Source organism: Mesorhizobium sp. WSM2561 (assembly GCF_000513915.1).
Lineage (GTDB): Bacteria > Pseudomonadota > Alphaproteobacteria > Rhizobiales > Rhizobiaceae > Mesorhizobium > Mesorhizobium muleiense.
In genome coordinates this window covers 154,825-174,330 of sequence record NZ_AZUX01000013.1, presented here as the reverse complement: position 1 = coordinate 174,330, position 19,506 = coordinate 154,825, and the positions used below count along the sequence as shown (strand labels likewise).

18 protein-coding genes are annotated in these 19,506 nt (G+C 62.7%); 8 read left to right on the top strand and 10 right to left on the bottom strand.

All coding sequences use genetic code 11. The features are described from left to right. Positions 1-30: 30 nt before the first annotated feature. From M727_RS36320 to M727_RS0112370, 3 genes are all read left to right on the top strand, one after another. Complete coding sequence (locus tag M727_RS36320; RefSeq protein WP_084646711.1) at positions 31-930, top strand: N-formylglutamate amidohydrolase; 900 nt, start codon at positions 31-33, stop codon at positions 928-930. Then, complete coding sequence (locus M727_RS0112375) at positions 854-1,162, top strand: DUF1244 domain-containing protein (protein WP_027152952.1); 309 nt, start codon at positions 854-856, stop codon at positions 1,160-1,162. The genes M727_RS36320 and M727_RS0112375 overlap by 77 nt, the downstream gene beginning before the upstream one ends. A 195-nt stretch (positions 1,163-1,357) precedes the next feature. Beyond that, positions 1,358-2,554: an MFS transporter gene (locus M727_RS0112370; RefSeq protein ID WP_027152951.1), complete on the top strand. Its 1,197-nt coding sequence runs from the start codon at positions 1,358-1,360 to the stop codon at positions 2,552-2,554. Here M727_RS0112370 and M727_RS0112365 read toward each other — a convergent pair. After that, positions 2,512-3,423 carry a LysR family transcriptional regulator gene (locus M727_RS0112365; RefSeq protein WP_027152950.1) on the bottom strand — a complete coding sequence of 304 codons (912 nt, stop codon included), beginning with the start codon at positions 3,421-3,423 and terminating at the stop codon, positions 2,512-2,514. The genes M727_RS0112370 and M727_RS0112365 overlap by 43 nt on opposite strands. 94 nt (positions 3,424-3,517) lie before the next feature. On the opposite strand from M727_RS0112365, the gene M727_RS0112360 reads away from it, so the two are divergent. After that, a complete protein-coding gene (locus tag M727_RS0112360; protein WP_027152949.1) occupies positions 3,518-4,477 on the top strand; it encodes an NAD-dependent epimerase/dehydratase family protein in 960 nt (319 codons plus the stop codon). A gap of 117 nt (positions 4,478-4,594) precedes the next feature. Here M727_RS0112360 and M727_RS39905 read toward each other — a convergent pair whose 3' ends face one another. From M727_RS39905 to M727_RS0112335, 5 genes are all read right to left on the bottom strand, one after another. Further along, complete coding sequence (locus tag M727_RS39905; protein WP_036262152.1) at positions 4,595-4,753, bottom strand: DUF3309 family protein; 159 nt, start codon at positions 4,751-4,753, stop codon at positions 4,595-4,597. 98 nt (positions 4,754-4,851) lie between these two features. Next, positions 4,852-8,028 carry an efflux RND transporter permease subunit gene (locus M727_RS0112350; RefSeq protein ID WP_027152948.1) on the bottom strand — a complete coding sequence of 1,059 codons (3,177 nt, stop codon included), beginning with the start codon at positions 8,026-8,028 and terminating at the stop codon, positions 4,852-4,854. Positions 8,029-8,030: 2 nt separating this feature from the next. Next, the gene (locus M727_RS0112345) at positions 8,031-9,212 is read right to left on the bottom strand and encodes an efflux RND transporter periplasmic adaptor subunit (protein WP_027152947.1); all 1,182 of its coding nucleotides are present in this window, start codon (positions 9,210-9,212) and stop codon (positions 8,031-8,033) included. 394 nt (positions 9,213-9,606) lie between these two features. Further along, positions 9,607-11,880: a molybdopterin cofactor-binding domain-containing protein gene (locus M727_RS0112340; RefSeq protein ID WP_027152946.1), complete on the bottom strand. Its 2,274-nt coding sequence runs from the start codon at positions 11,878-11,880 to the stop codon at positions 9,607-9,609. Positions 11,881-11,882: 2 nt separating this feature from the next. Beyond that, positions 11,883-12,344: a (2Fe-2S)-binding protein gene (locus tag M727_RS0112335; protein ID WP_027152945.1), complete on the bottom strand. Its 462-nt coding sequence runs from the start codon at positions 12,342-12,344 to the stop codon at positions 11,883-11,885. A gap of 121 nt (positions 12,345-12,465) precedes the next feature. Here M727_RS0112335 and M727_RS0112330 point away from each other — a divergent pair, with 121 nt between their 5' ends. After that, on the top strand, positions 12,466-13,062 hold the full coding sequence (locus tag M727_RS0112330; RefSeq protein ID WP_027152944.1) for a TetR/AcrR family transcriptional regulator: 597 nt from the start codon (positions 12,466-12,468) through the stop codon (positions 13,060-13,062). A gap of 12 nt (positions 13,063-13,074) precedes the next feature. Here M727_RS0112330 and M727_RS0112325 read toward each other — a convergent pair whose 3' ends face one another. From M727_RS0112325 to M727_RS36310, 3 genes are all read right to left on the bottom strand, one after another. Then, positions 13,075-14,205, bottom strand: coding sequence for a patatin-like phospholipase family protein (locus M727_RS0112325; protein WP_027152943.1), 1,131 nt, complete (start codon positions 14,203-14,205; stop codon positions 13,075-13,077). 37 nt (positions 14,206-14,242) lie between these two features. Continuing rightward, positions 14,243-15,040, bottom strand: a complete 798-nt coding sequence (locus M727_RS0112320) for a 3-hydroxybutyrate dehydrogenase (RefSeq protein WP_027152942.1) — start codon at positions 15,038-15,040, stop codon at positions 14,243-14,245. Positions 15,041-15,207: 167 nt separating this feature from the next. Continuing rightward, on the bottom strand, positions 15,208-15,897 hold the full coding sequence (locus M727_RS36310) for a TetR/AcrR family transcriptional regulator (RefSeq protein ID WP_051505596.1): 690 nt from the start codon (positions 15,895-15,897) through the stop codon (positions 15,208-15,210). Positions 15,898-15,997: 100 nt separating this feature from the next. Here M727_RS36310 and M727_RS0112310 point away from each other — a divergent pair, with 100 nt between their 5' ends. Next, positions 15,998-16,444, top strand: a complete 447-nt coding sequence (locus M727_RS0112310) for a hypothetical protein (RefSeq protein WP_051505607.1) — start codon at positions 15,998-16,000, stop codon at positions 16,442-16,444. Positions 16,445-16,537: 93 nt separating this feature from the next. Here the strand turns inward: M727_RS0112310 and phaR are convergent, their stop codons facing one another. Further along, positions 16,538-17,149 (bottom strand): polyhydroxyalkanoate synthesis repressor PhaR, encoded by a 612-nt coding sequence (gene phaR, locus M727_RS0112305; protein WP_027152940.1) that lies wholly within the window; start codon positions 17,147-17,149, stop codon positions 16,538-16,540. Between the two features lie 312 nt (positions 17,150-17,461). Between phaR and M727_RS0112295 the strand changes: the two genes are divergently transcribed. Together M727_RS0112295 and phbB are read left to right on the top strand one after the other, a co-directional pair. Next, complete coding sequence (locus M727_RS0112295) at positions 17,462-18,640, top strand: acetyl-CoA C-acetyltransferase (RefSeq protein WP_027152939.1); 1,179 nt, start codon at positions 17,462-17,464, stop codon at positions 18,638-18,640. Between the two features lie 121 nt (positions 18,641-18,761). Next, positions 18,762-19,487 carry an acetoacetyl-CoA reductase gene (phbB, locus tag M727_RS0112290; RefSeq protein WP_027152938.1) on the top strand — a complete coding sequence of 242 codons (726 nt, stop codon included), beginning with the start codon at positions 18,762-18,764 and terminating at the stop codon, positions 19,485-19,487. Positions 19,488-19,506: the final 19 nt, after the last annotated feature.

Here is a 19,506-nt window from a genome sequence, read left to right as displayed (position 1 = left end):
CGAAGCCAGCGAACAGACCATTTCCCGCCGATGACCCGATCCACAGTTTTCGCGCCTTTCGACGTCGTCGAAGGCGATCGCAAGCGAGGCATCGTGCTCCTGGCCGATCACGCCCATCGCGACCTGCCGGAAGAGTATGGCAGCCTCGGCCTGCCGGCGGCGGAATTCGACCGCCATATCGCCTACGACATCGGTGTCGAGACGGTGACGCGCGAACTGGCCGCGTTGCTCGGCGTGCCGGCGGTACTCGCCAATTTTTCGCGGCTTCTGATCGATCCCAATCGCGGCGAGGACGATCCGACGCTGATCCGCCAACTCTATGACGGCACCGTCATTTCGGGAAATTATCCACTTGCTCTGAAAGAACGTGAAAAGCGGCTCGACCGCTTCTATCGACCCTACCACGATGCGGTCGGCGCCATGATCGCCTCGGCCGCGCAGGCTTGCGCAAGCGCCCCCTTTATCCTTTCGGTGCATTCCTTCACCCCGTCCATGCAGGGGTTCGTGCGCCCTTGGCATGTTGGCATCTTGTGGGATCGCGACGACCGGGTGGCGCGACCGCTGATCGACATGCTTGCGAGGGACAAAAGCCTTATCGTCGGCGACAACGAGCCCTATGACGGCGCGCTGCGCGGCGACACCATGTTCAAGCACGCCATCATCAACGGCTTCGCCCATGCGCTAATCGAAATCCGTCAGGACCTGATCGCCGATCGGCAGGATGCGGTCGCCTGGGCCGAACGGCTGGCGCCGATCGTTGACGCGATCAACCGCCGTCCCGATATACATCAGGTCAAACGATTCGGCTCGCGCACCGGGCCGCTCTTAGGAGGCCCAAGGAGGCCAAGAACACATGACCGAACTCAGCGACGAGCAGAAACGCGATTTCGAAGCCGCCGCCTTCCGCCGACTGGTCGCGCATCTGCGTGAGCGCACGGACGTGCAGAACATCGACCTGATGAATCTCGCCGGCTTCTGCCGCAACTGCCTGTCCAACTGGTATCGCGACGCCGCCGAGGCCGAGGGTGTCGATCTCAGCAAGGACCAGTCGCGCGAGATCATCTACGGCATGCCCCATGCCGAATGGCAGGCGCTCAACCAGACCGACGCCTCCAATGCCAAGAAGGCCGAGTTCGAGGCAAGACGCCCCAGGGATCACTAAGACCACGATCCCGAAAAGTGGAAACCGGTTTTCGGATAAGATCGTGGTCGAACAAAGCCCGACCAGATCGGCTTCATCAACCTGGGTGCAAGCGAGCCGTTTGGCCCAAGCACTTTTCAAGAACGAGCGCTTGACTGAGGATTGAATCGATCTAATTTGCCGCGCGAAGCTATTTTTCGCATCGGATTCTACACGATGGACACGCTAAACCGCATGCAGGCCGCCATTCGTGGACGATGGGCCGTGGCGGCCATCTTCCTGGCCAATGGCTTTCTGACCGGCGCATGGGCGCCGCAGATCCCTGTGGTGCTGACCCGGCTGGATATCAGCAAGTTCACGCTTGGCCTGCTGATCCTGCTGTTCGGCGCCGGCGCGGTCACAGCGATGACCTGGTGCGGCGACCTGATCTCCAGGCATGGGTCGCGCACCGTGCTGCGTTGGTTCGGCCTCATCGGCAGCTTCGGCCTGCTGGTTGTGGCGCTGGCTCCAAACGTGCCGCTGGCGGCCATCGCCATGTTCATCTTTGGCGGTTCGATCGGCGGCATGGATGTCGCCATGAACGCCAATGCGGTCACGGTGGAACGGCGCTTGTCCCGGGCCATCATGTCGTCCTCGCACGGCTTCTGGAGCCTTGGCGGTTTCGCCGGCGGCGCTCTCGGTGGCCTCGCCATCCAGAATTACGGTCATCTCGCCCATGCGACGGTGGTGACGGCGCTCGCTTTCGCCGTGATTGCAGTGGCAGTCCGCTACCTGATTGCCGAGGACAAGCCGCCCCAAGCGTCCTCGGGGGTAATCGGGCATCGCAAATTTGCGCTGCCTGGAAATCCGCTGGTCTATCTGGTCGGGCTGATGGCGCTGATGACGATGATCTCCGAGGGTGCGGTGCTCGACTGGGCAGCGCTTTACCTGCAACAGGAACTCGGCACCGACCTTGCCGTAGCTGGTTTGGCCTACGCCGCTTTCTCCGGCGTCATGGCCGTCATGCGCTTCGTTGGCGACGGGGTCCGCAACCGTTTCGGCGCCGTGACGACACTGCGCGTTTCGGCGCTTGTCGCCGCTGCCGGCATGCTGGTGGCGGGTCTGGCGCCCTCGCCCTGGCTCGCCATCTCAGCTTTTGCCTTTTGCGGCTTCGGCATCGCCAATATGGTGCCGATCCTGTTTTCGGCCGGCGGCAACCAGGAAGGCATGTCGTCCGGCACCGGCATGAGCGTCGTCACCACAATGGGCTATTCCGGCATTCTGGTGGCGCCGTCGGCAATCGGCTTCATCGCCGAGCATTCAAGCTTCGGTCCGATCTTCGTCGCTTTGTCGGGACTGCTGGTCGTCGTATTCTTGATGGCCGGGCTCGCTCACCGCGCCGAATTCGCGCCTGACGCGGCCCCGGCCGAATAGCGCTTCAACTCCTCATAGAGGAAATCCGCGACACGGCGGATGCGCACGCTGGTGCGTACGTCGCGGTGCATGGCCAGCCATACCGGCAGCGTCGGCAGCCCGAGGCCCGGCAGCACTGTCTCCACCAGCGGATCGCGGTCGGCCAGCGGCTCCTGGCCAAAGCCGATGCCGTTTCCCGCCCGCACCGCCTCCCACAGCACGATTTGGTTGTCGGTCCTGAAGCGGAAGGCATTGCGGGTGAGCAGGACACCGAATTGGGCAAAGCCGCGAATGATCTCATCGCTGCGGTCGAAGCCGATCAGGTCGTGGCCGGCAAGATCGCCGGGTTCGCGCGGACGGCCACGCCGGTCGAGATAGGATTTTGCCGCGCAGGCGCGGAGCGGAATGTCTGCCACCTTGCGCGCCACCACCTCGTTCTGGGCCGGCTTGACCATGCGGATAGCGATGTCGGCATCGCGGCGCAAAAGATTCTCGACCTGGTTCGACGCGACGATCTCGACCTCGATGCCGGGCTTCTCGGCACCCAGCCGCGCCGTCATCTCTGGCAGGACATAGGCCGCCACCACCTCGCTGGCGGCAATGCGCACCGTGCCCTCGATCGCCTCGACCGATCCCAGCGCCAATAGCGAAAAGGCGCTTGCCTGCTCGCTCACCGCCCGGCCGCGTTCGTAGAGCGTGCTGCCGGCTTCCGTCAGCGCGTAGCCGCGCCGCCCGCGCCGGAACAGGGTGACGCCGAGCGCCTGCTCCAGCTCGGCGATATGGCGGCCGAGCGTCGGCTGGCTTGCAGCCAGCTTGCGCGCGGCAGCGGACAGGCTGCCGGTTTCCGCCACGGTGACGAAACTCTTGATCAGATTCCAGTCGATTTCCATTCAAAACTGAATATCATGTCGCCAGATTCAGTCAATTTCCATTCGTTTGCGGGCGTATCATATTGTGACCGTAACGCAAACACGGAAACGAAACATGACCAAGATCGCAATTCTGGGGACCAATGGCCGGCTCGGCCGCGTGGTTGCCAAGGCCTTCATCGACGCCGGCTATGATGTCCGCGCCATCACCCGCAGCGGCAAGATAACGGCAGAACTCATCGGCTCGGCGGCCGTCGCCGGCGACGGGCTCGATCGCGAAGCGCTTATCCGCGCCACCGAAGGCGTCGACATCATCTTCAACGGCCTCAACCCGATCTATACCGACTGGGGCAAGTGCCTGCCGATGGCCGAGAACGTCATGGCCGCGTGCCGGGCGAACCACGCATTGCACCTCGCTCCCGGCAGCGTTTACAACTACGGCTCGCCGATGCCGGCGGTCATCACCGAAGACACGCCATTCCACCCGACGACGGAAAAGGGCCGCATCCGCGTCGCCATGGAAGACCTCTTTCGCCGCGAGGCCGAAGCAGGCCGAGTGCGCACCATTCTGCTGCGAGCCGGCGATTTCTTCGGCGGCACCGGCACCGGATCGTGGTTCGATCTGATGGTGGCCGCCAAGATGGACAAGGGCGTCTATACCGCCCCCGGGCCGGCCGATCTCCTGCATGAGTGGGCCTATCTGCCTGATATGGCCAAGGCTTTCGTCGGACTGACTGAGAATCTCGACAAGCTCGGCACCTACGAGGCGCTGAACTTTCCCGGCCACGCCGTTACCGATCTGGAGATCAAGGCCGCCGCGGAGCAGGCGCTCGGGCGCACGTTGAAACTGGCGTCGATGCCGTGGTGGGTGTTGCGCGCCGGCAGTCCGTTCGTGGCGATGTGGCGCGAGCTCGTCTCGATGTCCTATCTCCGCTTCGAGCCACACCAGTTGGTCTCGGCAAGACTGGAAGGCATCCTCGGCACGATCCCGCATACGCCGCTGGATAGGGCGGTGGCAGAAGCCCTCGGTGATATCGGTGGGGCCACGATTGATGGCGTTTCGAAAGCTGCCTGAAAACGTGCGTTTCGAACCGAAGGCTCGGAAAGGACCATGCGCAAAATCAATTGCTACAGCGCTGTGAGTCCAAAAGGCCGCGCAGCGCTGTAGCATTCGTGCACACCAAACTCCGGGTCAAATCCTGCCCATCAGCAGCAACACCAGCAGCACGATCAGGATGACGCCGACGATGCCGGAGGGACCATAACCCCAGGAACGCGAATGAGGCCATGTCGGCACCGCGCCGATCAGAATGAGGATCAGAATGATGATGATAATGGTGCTGAGCGTCATGAGAAACTCCCCGCTTTGAGGCATTCCATGACAGGACAATGCAAAAGGCCGCTGGGTTGTTCCCGGCAGCCTTTTCTACCTGGGCTGAAGGGAGCGACCTATTCGGCGGCCTTCGGGAAGTCGATCGCCGGCTCCTCGAGCAAGCCCGGCCCTGCGGAGGTCTCCATAGTCGCATCGGCTGGCGTCCCGCGCCGCAACACTCGACGGAAGAATGCATAGAAGCGGCTGTTCTTGCTACGCGTGAACACCATCAGCATCGACGGTGTCACCACCAGAGTCAGCAAGGTGGCGAAGGACAGGCCGAAGACGATCGCCGAGGACAGTGAAATCCACCATTGCGTCGACGGCGCGTTGATCGTCGTCTCGTGATGGAAGATTTCGAGACCGAGGCCGAAAGCGATCGGCAGCACGCCGAGGATCGCCGACACCGCCGTCAGCACCACCGGGCGGGCACGTTCGCGGCAAGTCTGCAGCACGGCGTCCATCTTGTCCCAGCCCTCTTCGCGCAGCCGGTCGTAGGTGTCGATCAGCACGATGTTGTTGTTCACCACCACGCCGGCCAGCGCGATGACGCCGATGCCTGACATGACGATGCCGAACGCCTCTCCGGTCAACAGCAATCCCAGGAACACGCCAACCGTCGCCATGACCACGCAGGACAACACCAGCCAGACGCTGGTGAACTTGTTGAACTGCATCAGAAGCACCAGGAAGATCAGAAAGATCGCCGCGCCGAAGGCTTTGCTGAGGAAGGCGCTGGCCTCGGCGCTGTCCTCGTTCGAGCCGGCGAGCTTCCAGCGTATGCCGCTGCCGAGATCCATGTCGGCGACAGCCTGGGTGACCTGCTGCTGGACAGAAGCGACCTGCTCGCCGGCGGCGACATTGGCCTGGACGACCACGGTGCGCGCGCCGTCGATTCGGTTGAGGATGCCGACGGTCGGCTCGGGCTTGCGCACGACGAAATTCGAGATCGGCACCGACCCTTGCGACGTCTGCACCCTGAGGTCGTCGAGGGTCGACAGCGTGCGCCGGTCCTCGGGCAGGCGCAGCCTGATGTCGACGGCGTCGTCCGCACCGGCCGGCCGGTATTCGCTGAGCTTCAGCCCGTTCGTCACCAGTTGCACCACCGTGCCGACCGAGGTCGGGCTGATGCCGTATTGTGCCGCCTTGGCGCGGTCGACGTCGAGCGCCCAGTCGACGCCGGGCGGCGGCAGGCCGTCGGAAATGTCGATGACGCCGGGCACCTTGGCAATGCGCGCGGCGACGGCGCGCGCCTTGTCGTCGAGACCCTTCGGATCGACGGCTGACAGCCTGATCTGGATCGGCTTGCCGGTGGGCGGGCCGGCCTCGGGCACGCGAACCTCGACGTCGACGCCGGGAATGCCGGCCATGACGCCGCGCAGTTCGTCCAGGATGGCGTTCGCCGATTTGCGCTCGCGCCAGTCGACGAATTCGTACTGGATCACGCCGACCACGTCTTCAGGAATGTCCTGGCCGCCGCCTTGCGTCTTGCCGACTCGGGTATAGACCGATTTCACGCCTGGCCAGCCAAGAAGCCGGTTCTCCGCGGTCTTCGTGGCGGCATCCATTTCGGCGAGCGAAAGGTTGCCGCGGGCGTGCACATAGAGCAGGCCGTAGTCGGGCTCGACATTCGGGAAGAACTCGACGCCGGCGCCGTATTTCGAATAGGCAAAGCCGACACCGAACAAAAGGCCGACGGTGAGCAAAAGCACGGTGATGGGAAAGCGAACCGCCTGCTTGACCACCGCCATGTACCAGCCGTCGCGGTTGTCGTTCTCGTGATGCGGCGGCGCCTTGGCGAACAAGGCGCCCAGCGCCGGTGCAAAAACCAGTGCATAAAGCATCGAGGCCGAGAGCGTGACGATCAGCGTGATCGGCATGTATTTCATGAAGTCGCCGATGATGCCCGGCCAGAACAGCAGCGGCGAAAAGGCGGCGATGCGCGTCATCGTCGCGGCGATGACCGGACCGGCCATGCGCTTGGCGGCAAGCGCGAACGCCTCTGCCTTAGGCATGCCTTCGCTCATCCGCCGCTCGGCGAATTCGGTGACGATGATGGCGTCGTCGACCAGCATGCCGACCGCCAGGATGAGGCTGAACAGCACGATCATGTTGATCGTGTAGCCCATCATGGCCAACAGCAGGATGCCGATCAGGAAGGACGATGGAATGGCGAGGCCGATCAGCAGCGATGCGCGGCCCGACAGCGCGTAGAGAATGACGATGAACACCAAGATCACGGCGATCATGACGTGGTTCTGCAGATCGCCGAGCAACTGGTTGACGAAGACCGATTTGTCCTGCGTGTAGGTGACGTGCATGCCTTCCGGCATGGTCTTTATGAAGGCATCGGACACGGCCCTCACCTGGGCGATCGTGTCGATCAGGTTGGAGCCGATGCGCTTCTTCACCTCGATGGCGATCGCCGGCTTGCCGTCGAGACGGGTCACCGTCTCGGCGTCCTTGAAGGTGGAGCGGACGGTGGCGATATCCTGGGCCTGCACCACGGCATTGGGGCCGGCGACGATCGGAAGCGCCGCCACGTCCTGTGGCGTTTCGATCAGCGACGGCACCTTGACCGCGTATTTGCCCTCGGACCCTTCGATGTTGCCGGCGGCGACAAGACTGTTGGAATCGCCGACCGCACCGATCAGCTGCTCTAGCTGCAGCCCGTAGGAAGACAGTTTCATCGGATCGATGACGACTTCGACGAGATCGTCGCGGGCGCCCTGCAGCGAACCCTCCAGCACGCCCGGCACTTCCTCGATGCGGTCGCGCAACTCGCGCGCCGCCGTCGTCAGAACGCGCTCGGGCACTTCGCCCGACAGCGTCACGACAAGGACGGGGAATTCGGAGACGTTGACTTCGGAGACTACAGGCTCCTCGGCTGCCTGCGGCAGGTCGGCCTTGCCGTCCTGGACCTTGCTGCGCGTGTCCTGCAGCGCCGTCGCCAGATCCGTCTGCGGGTGGAATTCGACCAGCACATAACCGCCGCCCTGGAAGGCAGCCGAACGCATCTCCTTGAGCCCCTTGAGGCTCTTCAGCTTGGCTTCCATCGGCCGCAGCAGAAGGCGTTCCGAATCCTCGGGCGAGATGCCCTGATAGATCAGGCTGACATACATCATCGGAATCGGAACATCGGGTTCCGCTTCCTTCGGTGTCGACTGATAGGCGACCGCACCGGCAAGGATGAGGAACACCAGCACCGAAATGGTCAGCCTGGCATTGCTGATTGCGAGTTTGACGATATCCATGATTACTGCGTCCCGGCCGTCGCTTCGCCCAGCAGCTTCTGGATGGTCGCCTGGTCGGCCTCGACGGGCTTGACCACTTCGCCTTCCTTCACCAGTTCCTGGCCGGCGACGATGATGCGCGCATCGGCAGGGATGCCGCCGAGCACCAGGCCGGTTGGCGTATCGTCGACCAGATCGATCGGGAAGAACACGACCTTGTTATCCTTGTCGACGGCGCGGATGCCGAGATCGCCCTTGTCGCCCAGCGTCACCACGGAGCGCGGCAGCATAACTGCGTCTGTCGGCTGCGCGCTCAGCGCGATCTCGGCGGTCATCCCGGCCGGAATGGTGCCCTCGGGGTTGGGGATTGCGATCTCGACGCGGAAGGTGCGGGTGGCGGACGAGGCGTCGCGGCTGATATAGCGCACGGTGCCCTCGACATTCTGGCCGCTGACCAATCGCACCTTAGCCTTGTCGCCGATCTTCAGATAGCCGAGATCACGTTCGCTGACCTCGCCGCGGGCGATCACCGGATCGAGGCTCAGAATGGTCGCCACCTCGCCGCCCTGCATCACGGAACTGCCAAGCTCCACCGGCACCCGGTCGATCACGCCGTCGAACGGCGCCTTCACCTCGTTGCGGTCGAGTTCGGCCTGCGCGGCTTCCAGGTGCGACTGGGCTAGCGTCAGGTTGGATCGGGCCGTATCGAGCTGCAGCTTGGGCAGATTGCCGGTTTTCATCAGCCGCAATGCTGCATCGAGTTCGGCCTGACGCTGAACCAGAAGCTGCTTGGCGTTGCTGACCGCCGAAAGCTTTTCCTCGGCTGCCAACATCAGCACGAGGTCGCCGGTCTTGACGCGCTGTCCCTGCTTGACCGGCAGCTTGTCGATGACGCCGGCGACGCGCGTCGCCAGGACCGCGCGCTTGTCGGCTTCGGTCAGTCCGGAAATCCGGATGGCGCGCGCATAGGTACGCCTGGGCGGGGTTATGGTCGCGACGGTGCGCAAGGTCGCCTTGGGCTGTTCTGCCTCACCGGGCTTGGCCTTGCCGGCGTCAGCCGCCTTTGGCTGCTCGACCTCCCCCGCCTTGGGCTCGTTGTCGGCGGCCGCGCTGCCGACGGACGAGAACTCGCCCGTCACCATCCAGGCAGCGAAACCGACAAGCACAACAATGGCTGCAAGCTTGTGAAACCTGTACTTCGGCATCGTCATTTTTCCAGTGCGCGGGATTCGGCCAGGCCGCGTCTTCTAACTCGGGCGCGTCGCCGATATGGGTGCGCGCAAGGCCGTGTTCAACTTGCCGTGATCGGCGAACGAGCTTCTACATCAAAGTTGCACCGCAATATAGTCAGAAATGTTGATGGGTAATACTTCGCTGGGCAGGGTGCGGCCGCCGTGAAGCGCGCCGGACCAGCGCGGCCTTTTATCTGCGACATAACACTCGGCGCAGCGCGGATGCGAAAGCAACCGCCAGACCGCGTCCCTCGGGCAAGTCTTGGCTGCATCGACCATCATCGGTGCCGTGCCCGGCTTGCCAGTGCCGTTGGTAAAGGCGCCAGCAAAACAGCATGGCAGCAGCTGTCAGCATGATGGGAATATTTCATGCAAAGGTCACCTCCTTCGACAATGGCAGTGTCCGGATGCGCTTGCCGGTCAGTGCGAAGATGGCGTTGGCGAGTGCCGGTGCCGCCGGCGGCGTGCCGACTTCGCCAACGCCGCCCATCTTGTGAAAATTCTCCAGGATGGCGACTTCGAACGCCGGACACTGGGAGATGCGCATGGCGTCGTAGTCATGAAAATTCGACTGCTCGACCATGCCGGCGGCGAAAGTAATCTCCTGACCCATCGCTGCCGACAGGCCGTAGATGGCGGCGGAGATGAGTTGCGCCTCGATGATATCAGGATCGAGCGCGGTGCCGACATCGGCGGCGATCCACATCTTCTCGATGCGGATCCCGGACGGCGTGTCGGCGACCTGGACGATCTCGCCGACCCAACTGCCGAAGGACAGCGTGAACGCCATGCCCTTGGCCTTGCCGGCGGACAGCGCCTCGCCCCACTTCGCCATTTCGGCGACCTTCTCGACCACCTTCACCGCTGCCGGATAGGCTGCCATCAGCGTCTTGCGCAGTTCGACCGGATCGGTTTTCCCGGCGGTGGCGATCTCGTCCATGAAGCCCTCATGAAAGAAGCCGTTGATCGAGCAGCCGACCGATCGCCAGAAGCCGACCGGGATGGAGGCGGGCGCAGCAATGCCGCTGACCCGGTAATTCGGGATGGTGTAGGGCTGGTCGTAGGCCCCATCGACAATGGACTTGTCGGGGCCAAGCGGCGAGATCGAGGGAAACAGCCGGCGCAAGGTGCTGGCTATCACCGATGGCGAGGCGATTGTCATGTCGACGGCGACCGGTATGCCGTCGTTGCCAAGCCGCGCCTGGAATTTGCCGACCGAAGCCGGCCGGTAGGCGTCGTGGCGCATGTCCTCCTCGCGCGTCCAAATCACCTTGATTGGCCGGCCTGCCGTTTCTTTCGCCATCAGCGCGGCACAGAGCGCATAATCCATCTCGATACGTCGGCCGAAGCCGCCGCCCATGAAGGTGGTGTGGACGCTGACCTTGTCCTTCTCAATGCCGACAGCATTCGCGCAAAGCTGCCTCACCAAGGTCGGCGCCTGGTTGCCGCACCAGACGTCGAGGACGCCGTCCTTCAGCCGCGCCGTGGCGTTCATCGGCTCCATCGTCGCATGTGCCAGATAAGGCACGGCATAGTCGGCCTCGACGATCCTTTCGCGCGGCGCGTCGGCGAAGGCGGTATCGACATCACCATCGTCGCGCATCACCGACCCTTTTGTGCCGAGCGCCTGCTTCAGCACCTCGGAAATGCCGGCGCTGTCCAGCGGATATTCGGGATCGGCCCATTCGGCATCGATCGCCTCCGCCGCCTTGAACGCCGCCCAGGTGTTTTCGGCGATGATGCCGAAGCCGTGGCCGTAATTCGTGTCGATCGGCACGATCTTGATCACGCCAGGCATTTTCTCGGCGTTGGAGAAATCCGCCTTGACCGGCTTGGCCCAGAAGCGCGGGCTCATCTTGACCGTGCCGTACAGCATCTCCGGCAGCGTCACGTCGATGCCGAAGATCGGCGCACCGGTGACCTTGGCCAGCATGTCGATGCGTTTTTGCGGTTTGCCGAGCAGCTTCCAGTCGGCTTTGTCTTTGAGCCTGGTTTCCGCGGGCGGCGCCATCGTCGCAGCGGTCGCGGCGACCGCGCCATAGGTCAGCGACTTGCCCGATGCCTTGTGCAGGATCGAGCCGTTGGCCGTTTCCAGATCGGCGGCAGCTATACCGAGCTTTTGCGCGGCCGCTGCAATTAGCACCTGCCGCGCGGCGGCGCCTGCCTGCCGCATCTTGCCGAAACCATCGAGCGTCGATGTCGAACCGCCGGTGCCTTGCAGGGCGAGGAATTTTCCGACCACGCCCATGCCGGCGCGCACTATTTCCGCGGTCATGCTTTCGTCGAAGAAGGCGAACGGACCGCCCTCTTCCAGGATCGCCGCATTGAAATAGGCGTAGGAGGCCGGGCCGTGCTCGACCTTGATCTGGTCGAGCCCGACATCGAGCTCTTCGGCAACCATGGCAGCAAGCGTCGTCGAGATGCCTTGGCCCATCTCGGCGCGCGGCGCGACGATGGTGATGGTGTTGTCGGCGCCGATCTTCACATAGGGGTTGAAGGTCGCTTCATCGGCCGCGAGGTCGCCTTCCAGCGGATTCGGGTAGGGCTTGCGGTAGTAATAATAACCGACGGCGACGCCGCCCGCGATGGCAGCGGTGCCGATGAGAAACGTGCGGCGAGCGATCTTTCCGACACTGGCCATGGTCAGATCCCCGCCGTCTTGAGGACGACCGCTCGTCTGATCGCCGCACGGATCTTCGGGTAGGTGCCGCAGCGGCAGAGATTGCCGCCCATGGCATCGTCGATATCGGCATCGGTCGGGTCGTCAACCTGGTCGAGCAGCGCCACCGCGCTCATGATCTGGCCGGCCTGGCAGTAGCCGCACTGGGCGACCTGCTCTTCCAGCCATGCCTGCTGTACCGGATGCAGTCCGCCTTCGGTGCCGATGCCTTCGATCGTGGTGACCGCGCCGGTGACCTCACCGACCGGCAATGAACAGGAGCGCACCGGCTGGCCGTCGACATGCACCGTGCAGGCGCCGCAGGCGGCGATGCCGCAGCCAAACTTCGGCCCGGTCTTGCCCATGAGATCGCGCAGCGCCCACAGCAGCGGCATTTCGGGATCGGCATTGACGTCGAATGCCTGCCCGTCGACGGTGAGGCGCATGGGGATACCTTTTGTTGTCGTCCACAGCCCGGGCAAAAGGCCGGTCGGCCATTTCGCCCGTATACATCTTGACAAATTACGTCATTTTGTCAATAGAGCTTTTGCAGGATAAAGTCGCGCCATGATCGAGATCGAGGACATCGCCACCGACCCCAAGCGCGCCCGCATTCTGGACAGCGCGATGAAGGTGTTTCTGGCCTATGGTTTCGCCCGCACCACCATGGACGACATCGCGCGTGCCGCCGACATGTCGCGGCCGGCGCTTTATCTCCAGTTCAAGAACAAGACCGATATTTATCGCGCCATTGCCTTGATGCTGCTCTCCCGCTCGCTCGAGCAGGCGAAAACGGCACTCGCCGGCAAAGAACCATTTGCCGAGCGCACGATGCGGGCCATCGACGAAGCGCTGATCTCGATGACGCGCACCGTCCACGCCTCGCCGCATGGCGCCGAACTCCTTGACATGAAGTCGAGTCTCGCCGACCTGATCGGCTGCTGGCGCAGCCGGTTTGCCGAGCATATCGCCGCAGCGATCCAGAGCGAAGCCGGACGCAATGGCGTCGATCTCACCGCCAAGGGCTTGTCGGCAAAATTGCTGGCCGACATGCTGCTCGACGGGCTGGAAGGCATGAAGATGCGCATCAGCGATCCGGACGAGCAGCGGCAGGCTGCGGCCGCGCTGATCAAGGTGATTGATCTAGCCTTGCAAAAAAACTGACAACAAAACGCCTCAGGCTCGGCGACGCGCTGCCTCGGGCTTCTTGCGTGCTGCGAGGAACTCCTTGACCCGCCGCCCCGGTGCCGGACCACGCATCGGCTTGAAGCCGTCGTCGAGCTCGCCTGAGAGATCAAGCGTCGGCCGCTTGCCGACGGCGTCGTAATTCTCCTCCAGCCAATCGCTGGCGGCGGTGCGGCCAAGGTCGCGCAGATAGGTCAGGAACGCCCATTCGGCATTGACCTTGGACGATGCCGACAGGTCTTTGAATGCCTCGTCGGCATCGATGCGGTGCATGCGGATGTCGCGGTATTCGCCATGCGGCAGCCGGCCGGCTGCAATCAGTTCCTTGATGAAGGCGATCGAGCGGAATTCGCGCAAGAGTCCGGCGTTGAAGGTGATCTCGTCGATGCGATTCTGGATTTCGTTGGCGCTCTTCGGCGTCCCCTCGCGGACCACCGGATTGATCTGCACCAAAAGCACGTCCTCGGTGGCAGTCGTCTTGAAGAACGGGAACAGCGCCGGATTGCCGCCATAGCCGCCATCCCAGTAGGGCACGCCCTTGATCTCGACGGCGCGGAACAGCTGCGGCAGGCAAGCCGACGCCATCACCGTGTCGAGATCGATCTCGCCATCGGAAAAGACGCGTAACTGCCCGGTCTCGACATTGGTCGCGGAGATGAACAGCTCCATCGACTTGCAGGCGCGCACATTGCCGAAATCGATCTCCTGTTCGATCACGTCGCGCAGCGGGTTGAGGCCGAGCGGGTTGGCGACATAGGGCGAAAACACCCGCGACATCGTGTCGAAAAACAGATAGCCCGGCGTGTTCTCGATCGACCAGTTGCCCCAGGCGACGTCCCACGGCATGCGCTGCACCGGGCTGAACCGGCCCTTCCGCGCCACCGCGCGCCAGAAATCGTCGAGCTTCTGCCGCGCGCCCTCGACGCCGCCGCGGACGAAGCCGTCGGCCAGCGCCACCGCGTTCATGGCGCCGGCGCTGGTGCCCGAAACCGCCGCGATGTCGAGCCGTCCGTCCTCCAGCAGCTGGTCGAGCACGCCCCAGGAAAAGGCGCCGTGCGAGCCGCCGCCCTGCAGCGCGACGTTGATCTTCTTGGGCTCCTCCGCCTTGCCGTTTGTCGTCATGGCGTTGTCCTTGATCTGTAGAGAGCCATTGGATGGATCACTGCGCGGTCCAGCCGCCGTCGACCGAGATTTGCGTGCCGTTGATCTGCGCTGCCGCATCCGAGCACAGGAACACCGCGGCAGCGGCAACTTGCTCGACCGTGACGAATTCCTTGGTCGGCTGCCTGTCGAGCATGACCTCGCGGATCACCGTGTCGCGGTCCATCTTGTTCGCCTTCATCTGGTCGGGGATCTGCGCCTCGACCAGCGGCGTCAGCACATAGCCGGGACAGATGGCGTTGCAGGTGATCTTGTCGCGCGCCAGTTCCAAAGCGACCGTCTTGGTCAGTCCCATGATGCCGTGCTTGGCCGCGACATAGGCCGATTTGAACGGCGAGGCGACCAGCCCATGGGCCGAGGCGATGTTGACGATCCTGCCGCCGCCGGCTTCTCTCATCAGCGGGATGGCGGCGGCGATGGTGTGAAAGGCCGACGACAAATTGATGGCGATGATGGCGTCCCACTTCTCGACGGGAAATTCTTCCACCGGCGCGACATGCTGGATGCCGGCATTGTTGACCAGGATGTCGACCGAGCCGAAGCTCTCGGCTGCCTTTGCGACCAGCGCCCGGCATTCGGCCGGCTTCGACATATCTGCCTTGATGTAGACAGTCTTCACGCCGTGATGCTTGGCGATCGCATCGGTGACGGCCTGGTCGTCGGCCGTGTCTGAAAAGGAATTGACGACAATGTTGCAGCCATCGGCCGCGAGGGCATGGGCGATTGCCAGGCCGATGCCCGAGGTGGAACCGGTGACGATGGCGGTTTTTCTGCTGGACAAGGCGAAATCCTTCATTACGGCGCTAACGGACCATATTGCAGTGCAGCATATATGTCTCGTGTGGCGCAAAAACAGCGGCACTCAGTGGCGATGACATGAAATTTTTGTCATGAAAGACTCACTCGAAGCTGTGCGCCTGACACCAGTGCGAAGACAGGTTTTGCAGTGCGAAGACAGTTTTGTCAGCGATCCCCGGAAGCCACTTCAGGGCGCTCGTGAGATTGCGTTTCGGGATTTGTCATCTGGCTGATGAAAAGACGCAGAGCTTTCCGTACGGCGAGCGATGGCGGCTCGGACGGATGCCATTCCGGGAAATGACCATCGATCGCCATGCGTGCCAGGCCGTAGACGAATGCGCGGGCGGCAAGCACCAGATGATCGAAGTCGGTGTCCGGGGCAAGCCGACCTTGTTGTTGCGCTTGGGTCAGCAGGGCGATCATTTTCCGGCGAACGGCTTCATTCTGATCACGAAGACTGTCCGACGCGTCGAAATCGATCAGCGTCCGAGAACTGATGATCTGGAAATGCGTGGGATTGCTGATCGCCCACTCCAGATAGCCTTGCCCGATCGCTTCGAAGGCCACAATGGGATCTGCGCTGTCGACTTTGGACTGTGCATCGGCAACGGCCTCGGTCAGCCGGTTCATCGCCTGTTCGGCGACGGCGGTCAGCAGTGCTGATTTCGAGCGGAAATGCCGGAATGGCGCGCCGGGCGAAACGCCGGCACGTTTTGCCGCCTCGCGCACCGAGACATGCTCTGCTCCGCGCTCTTCGATGATCTCTACGGTGGCAGCGATCAAGGCCTCGACCAGATTGCCGTGATGATAGCGCTTGGGGTTGGCGGCTTCGCCGGAATCCGTGGGGCTGGTCATGCCTGCTAATAGCACGACGCCGACATGTAATCACTGATTATTTTCTTGCGTCCAGGCGTTTCATATGTAATCAGTGATTACAACATCAATGGAGGTTACCATGCTTCGCATCATCGCAACGACTGCCCTTGCTTTCTCTTTACTGTCGCTCGGGTCTGCCCAGGCCGAAGATCGGCCAACCCTGCAAATCGCCTGGCCGGCGGCCGGTTCGGTCATCGAACTCGGCAATGACCCAGAGAAGGCGATAGGCGTCGTCGTCAGCAGCAACTTCACGCTTCTGCCAGCGGGTGAATGCGACGGCGTCAGCCAATGCGGCCATTTGCATATGAAGATCGATCCCGCCGGAGATACCTGCAACATCCCCGGCAAGCCGTACAACAGCATGAACAGCGACTTTGGCGGCGATCTTGTCAAGGCTCGTTTCGGCCATTGCCCGGATGCCGCCGGCAAGCATGTGATCGGCGTCCTACTTGCCGATGATCATCACAAGCCCATTCTCGTCGACGGCAAACCCGTTACGGCTCTGGTGACGGTGACGACGAAATAACGCGGGTCGGGCGGGACTCAGCCTCATTCGGGCGGAGATTTCTGATACGGCCTGCTGATGAGAGATTTCGGCCGGGCTTGGTCCGGCCGGCGATCACGACATCGTGTCGAGCTTGCGCTGCATGGCGGCGATCTGTTCCTTCAGTTCCTGAAGGTCGTCGGGCTTTTCCGACGTCTCTTTCCTGGCCGGCTCCGCCGGCGCTGCGGAAGTGCCATTCGAGCCTGCGGGTGGGAAGGGCGTGAACAGGCGCATGGCGTTCTGGAACATCTCCATATTGCGGCGCGTCTGCTCTTCCAGCGCCTTGATCGGCGTGGCGATCTTCATCATGTCCAGCGGCGACTTGCCCAACGCACCCTTCATCTGCTCGCGGAAGCGTTCCTGCTCCTTTGAGAAGGCGATCATCGACTGTTCGAGGAAGCTCGGCACGATCATCTGCATCTGGTCGCCGTAAAAAGCGATCAACTGGCGCAGGAACGGAATCGGCAGCATGTTCTGCCCTTCCTTGTTCTCCAGTTCAAAGATGATCTGGGTCAGCACCGGATGGGTGATGTCGTCGCCGGTCTTGGCGTCCTGGACGGTGAACTCCACGCCCTTCTTGACCATTTCGGCAAGGTCCTCGAGCGTCACATAGGTGCTGGTGCCGGTGTTGTAGAGGCGGCGATTGGCATATTTCTTGATGATAATCGGTTCGTCTTTCGCGGCCATCAGCATCCTCCCGGGACACCGGCGCACTTGAGGTAAGCTGCCGGTAACGATTGCGCCTTTTCAAGGATATGCGCAAAAGCGTCACAATTCCAAGCGGTTTGTGCAGTGCGGCATCAAATAATGCTGCACGGCGGGCTAAAAATGCTGCGCAGCAATGGGCCGGCTGTATCCACCACGATGCGCAACCTGCTTGCGGCGCATGGCCGGTATGCCCATTTCCGGTTTGACTTGGATCATTGAAAGGGCAAGAAAAGCCCTGACGATACAAACTGCGATACCAAAACCTCGATACCTCGAAGTGTGGAGAAGAACATGTCCGCTGCCATCGTTGTCGCCAGTGTGGCGCGCACGCCCGTCGGTTCCTTCAACGGCGCCTTCGCCGCCACGCCGGCGCATGAGCTTGGTGCCGTCGTCATCAAGGAGTTGCTGTCCCGTACCGGTGTCGAGCCGGCGGAAGTCGACGAGGTCATCCTCGGCCAGGTGCTGACCGCGGCTCAGGGCCAGAACCCCGCCCGCCAGGCATCTATCGAAGCCGGCCTGCCGAAGGAAACCACCGCCTGGGGCCTCAACCAGGTTTGCGGCTCAGGTCTGCGCGCTATTGCTCTCGGTATGCAGCAGATCGCGACAGGCGATGCCAAGGTGATCGTCGCCGGCGGGCAGGAATCGATGTCGCTGGCCCCGCACGCTCAACACCTGCGTGCCGGCGTCAAGATGGGCGACTACAAGATGATCGACATCATGATCAAGGATGGGCTGTGGGATGCCTTCAATGGCTACCACATGGGCAACACGGCCGAAAACGTCGCTCGCCAGTTCCAGATTACCCGCGAGGACCAGGACCAGCTCGCATTGGCCTCCCAGAACAAGGCAGAGGCCGCGCAGAAGGCCGGCAAATTCAAGGACGAGATCGTGGCCTTCACCGTCAAGGGCAAGAAGGGCGACACCATTGTCGACCAGGACGAATATATCCGCCACGGCGCCACGATCGAGGCGATGACCAAGCTGAGACCGGCCTTCGACAAGGACGGCACGGTGACCGCCGCCAATGCCTCCGGCATCAATGACGGCGCCGCCGCCGTGCTGCTGATGACCGAAGCGGAAGCCGCAAAGCGCGGCATCACGCCGCTGGCGCGCATCGTGTCCTGGGCGACCGCGGGTGTCGATCCGCAGATCATGGGCACCGGGCCCATTCCCGCCTCGCGCAAGGCGCTGGCCAAGGCCGGCTGGTCGGTCGGCGACCTCGACCTGGTCGAGGCCAACGAAGCCTTCGCCGCCCAGGCCTGCGCCGTCAACAAGGACATGGGCTGGGATCCGTCGATCGTCAATGTCAATGGCGGCGCCATCGCCATCGGCCATCCGATCGGCGCCTCCGGCGCCCGCATCTTCAACACGCTGGTTTACGAGATGCGCCGCAGAAGTGCCAGGAAAGGTCTCGCCACGCTGTGCATCGGCGGCGGCATGGGGGTCGCCATGTGCGTGGAAGCGCTGTGAAGTCATCTGCAAAGCGCCGTGAAGACGGCGCGAGCAAGCCGTGAAACAGTCGGCGGCGAACAAGCTCCGCCGTTAGAGCGTTCCCGTTCGCCCCCGCCGATCGAGATAAAGGGAGGATATTATGACAAAGGTAGCACTCGTCACCGGTGGGTCGCGCGGTATTGGCGCCGCGATTTCGATCGGCCTGAAAAACGCCGGCTATCATGTCGCCGCGAACTACGCCGGCAATGACGAAGCGGCGCAGAAATTCAACGCGATGACCGGCATTCCGGTCTACAAATGGTCGGTCGCCGACTACGATGCCTGCGCCGCCGGCATCAAGCAGGTCGAGGCCGATCTCGGCCCGGTTTCCGTTCTGGTCAACAATGCCGGCATCACCCGCGACGCCATGTTCCACAAGATGACGCGCGAACAATGGAAAGAGGTCGTCGACACCAATCTTTCCGGCGCATTCAACATGACGCACCCGCTGTGGGTCGGCATGCGCGACCGCAAGTTCGGCCGCGTCATCACCATCTCCTCGATCAATGGCCAGAAGGGCCAGACCGGCCAGGTCAATTATTCGGCGTCGAAGGCCGGCGATATCGGCTTCACCAAGGCGCTCGCCCAAGAAGGGGCGCGGGTCGGCATCACCGTCAATGTCATCTGCCCCGGCTACATCGCCACCGAAATGGTCAAGGCGATGGACGAGAAGGTGCTCAATGAGCGCGTCATCCCGCAGATCCCGGTCGGCCGCCTCGGCGAGCCGGAAGAGATCGCACGCTGCGTCGTCTTCCTGGCTTCCGACGATGCCGGTTTCATCACCGGCTCGACCATATCAGCCAATGGCGGCCAGTATATCACCTGAGGCGTCATGTCACCTGAGG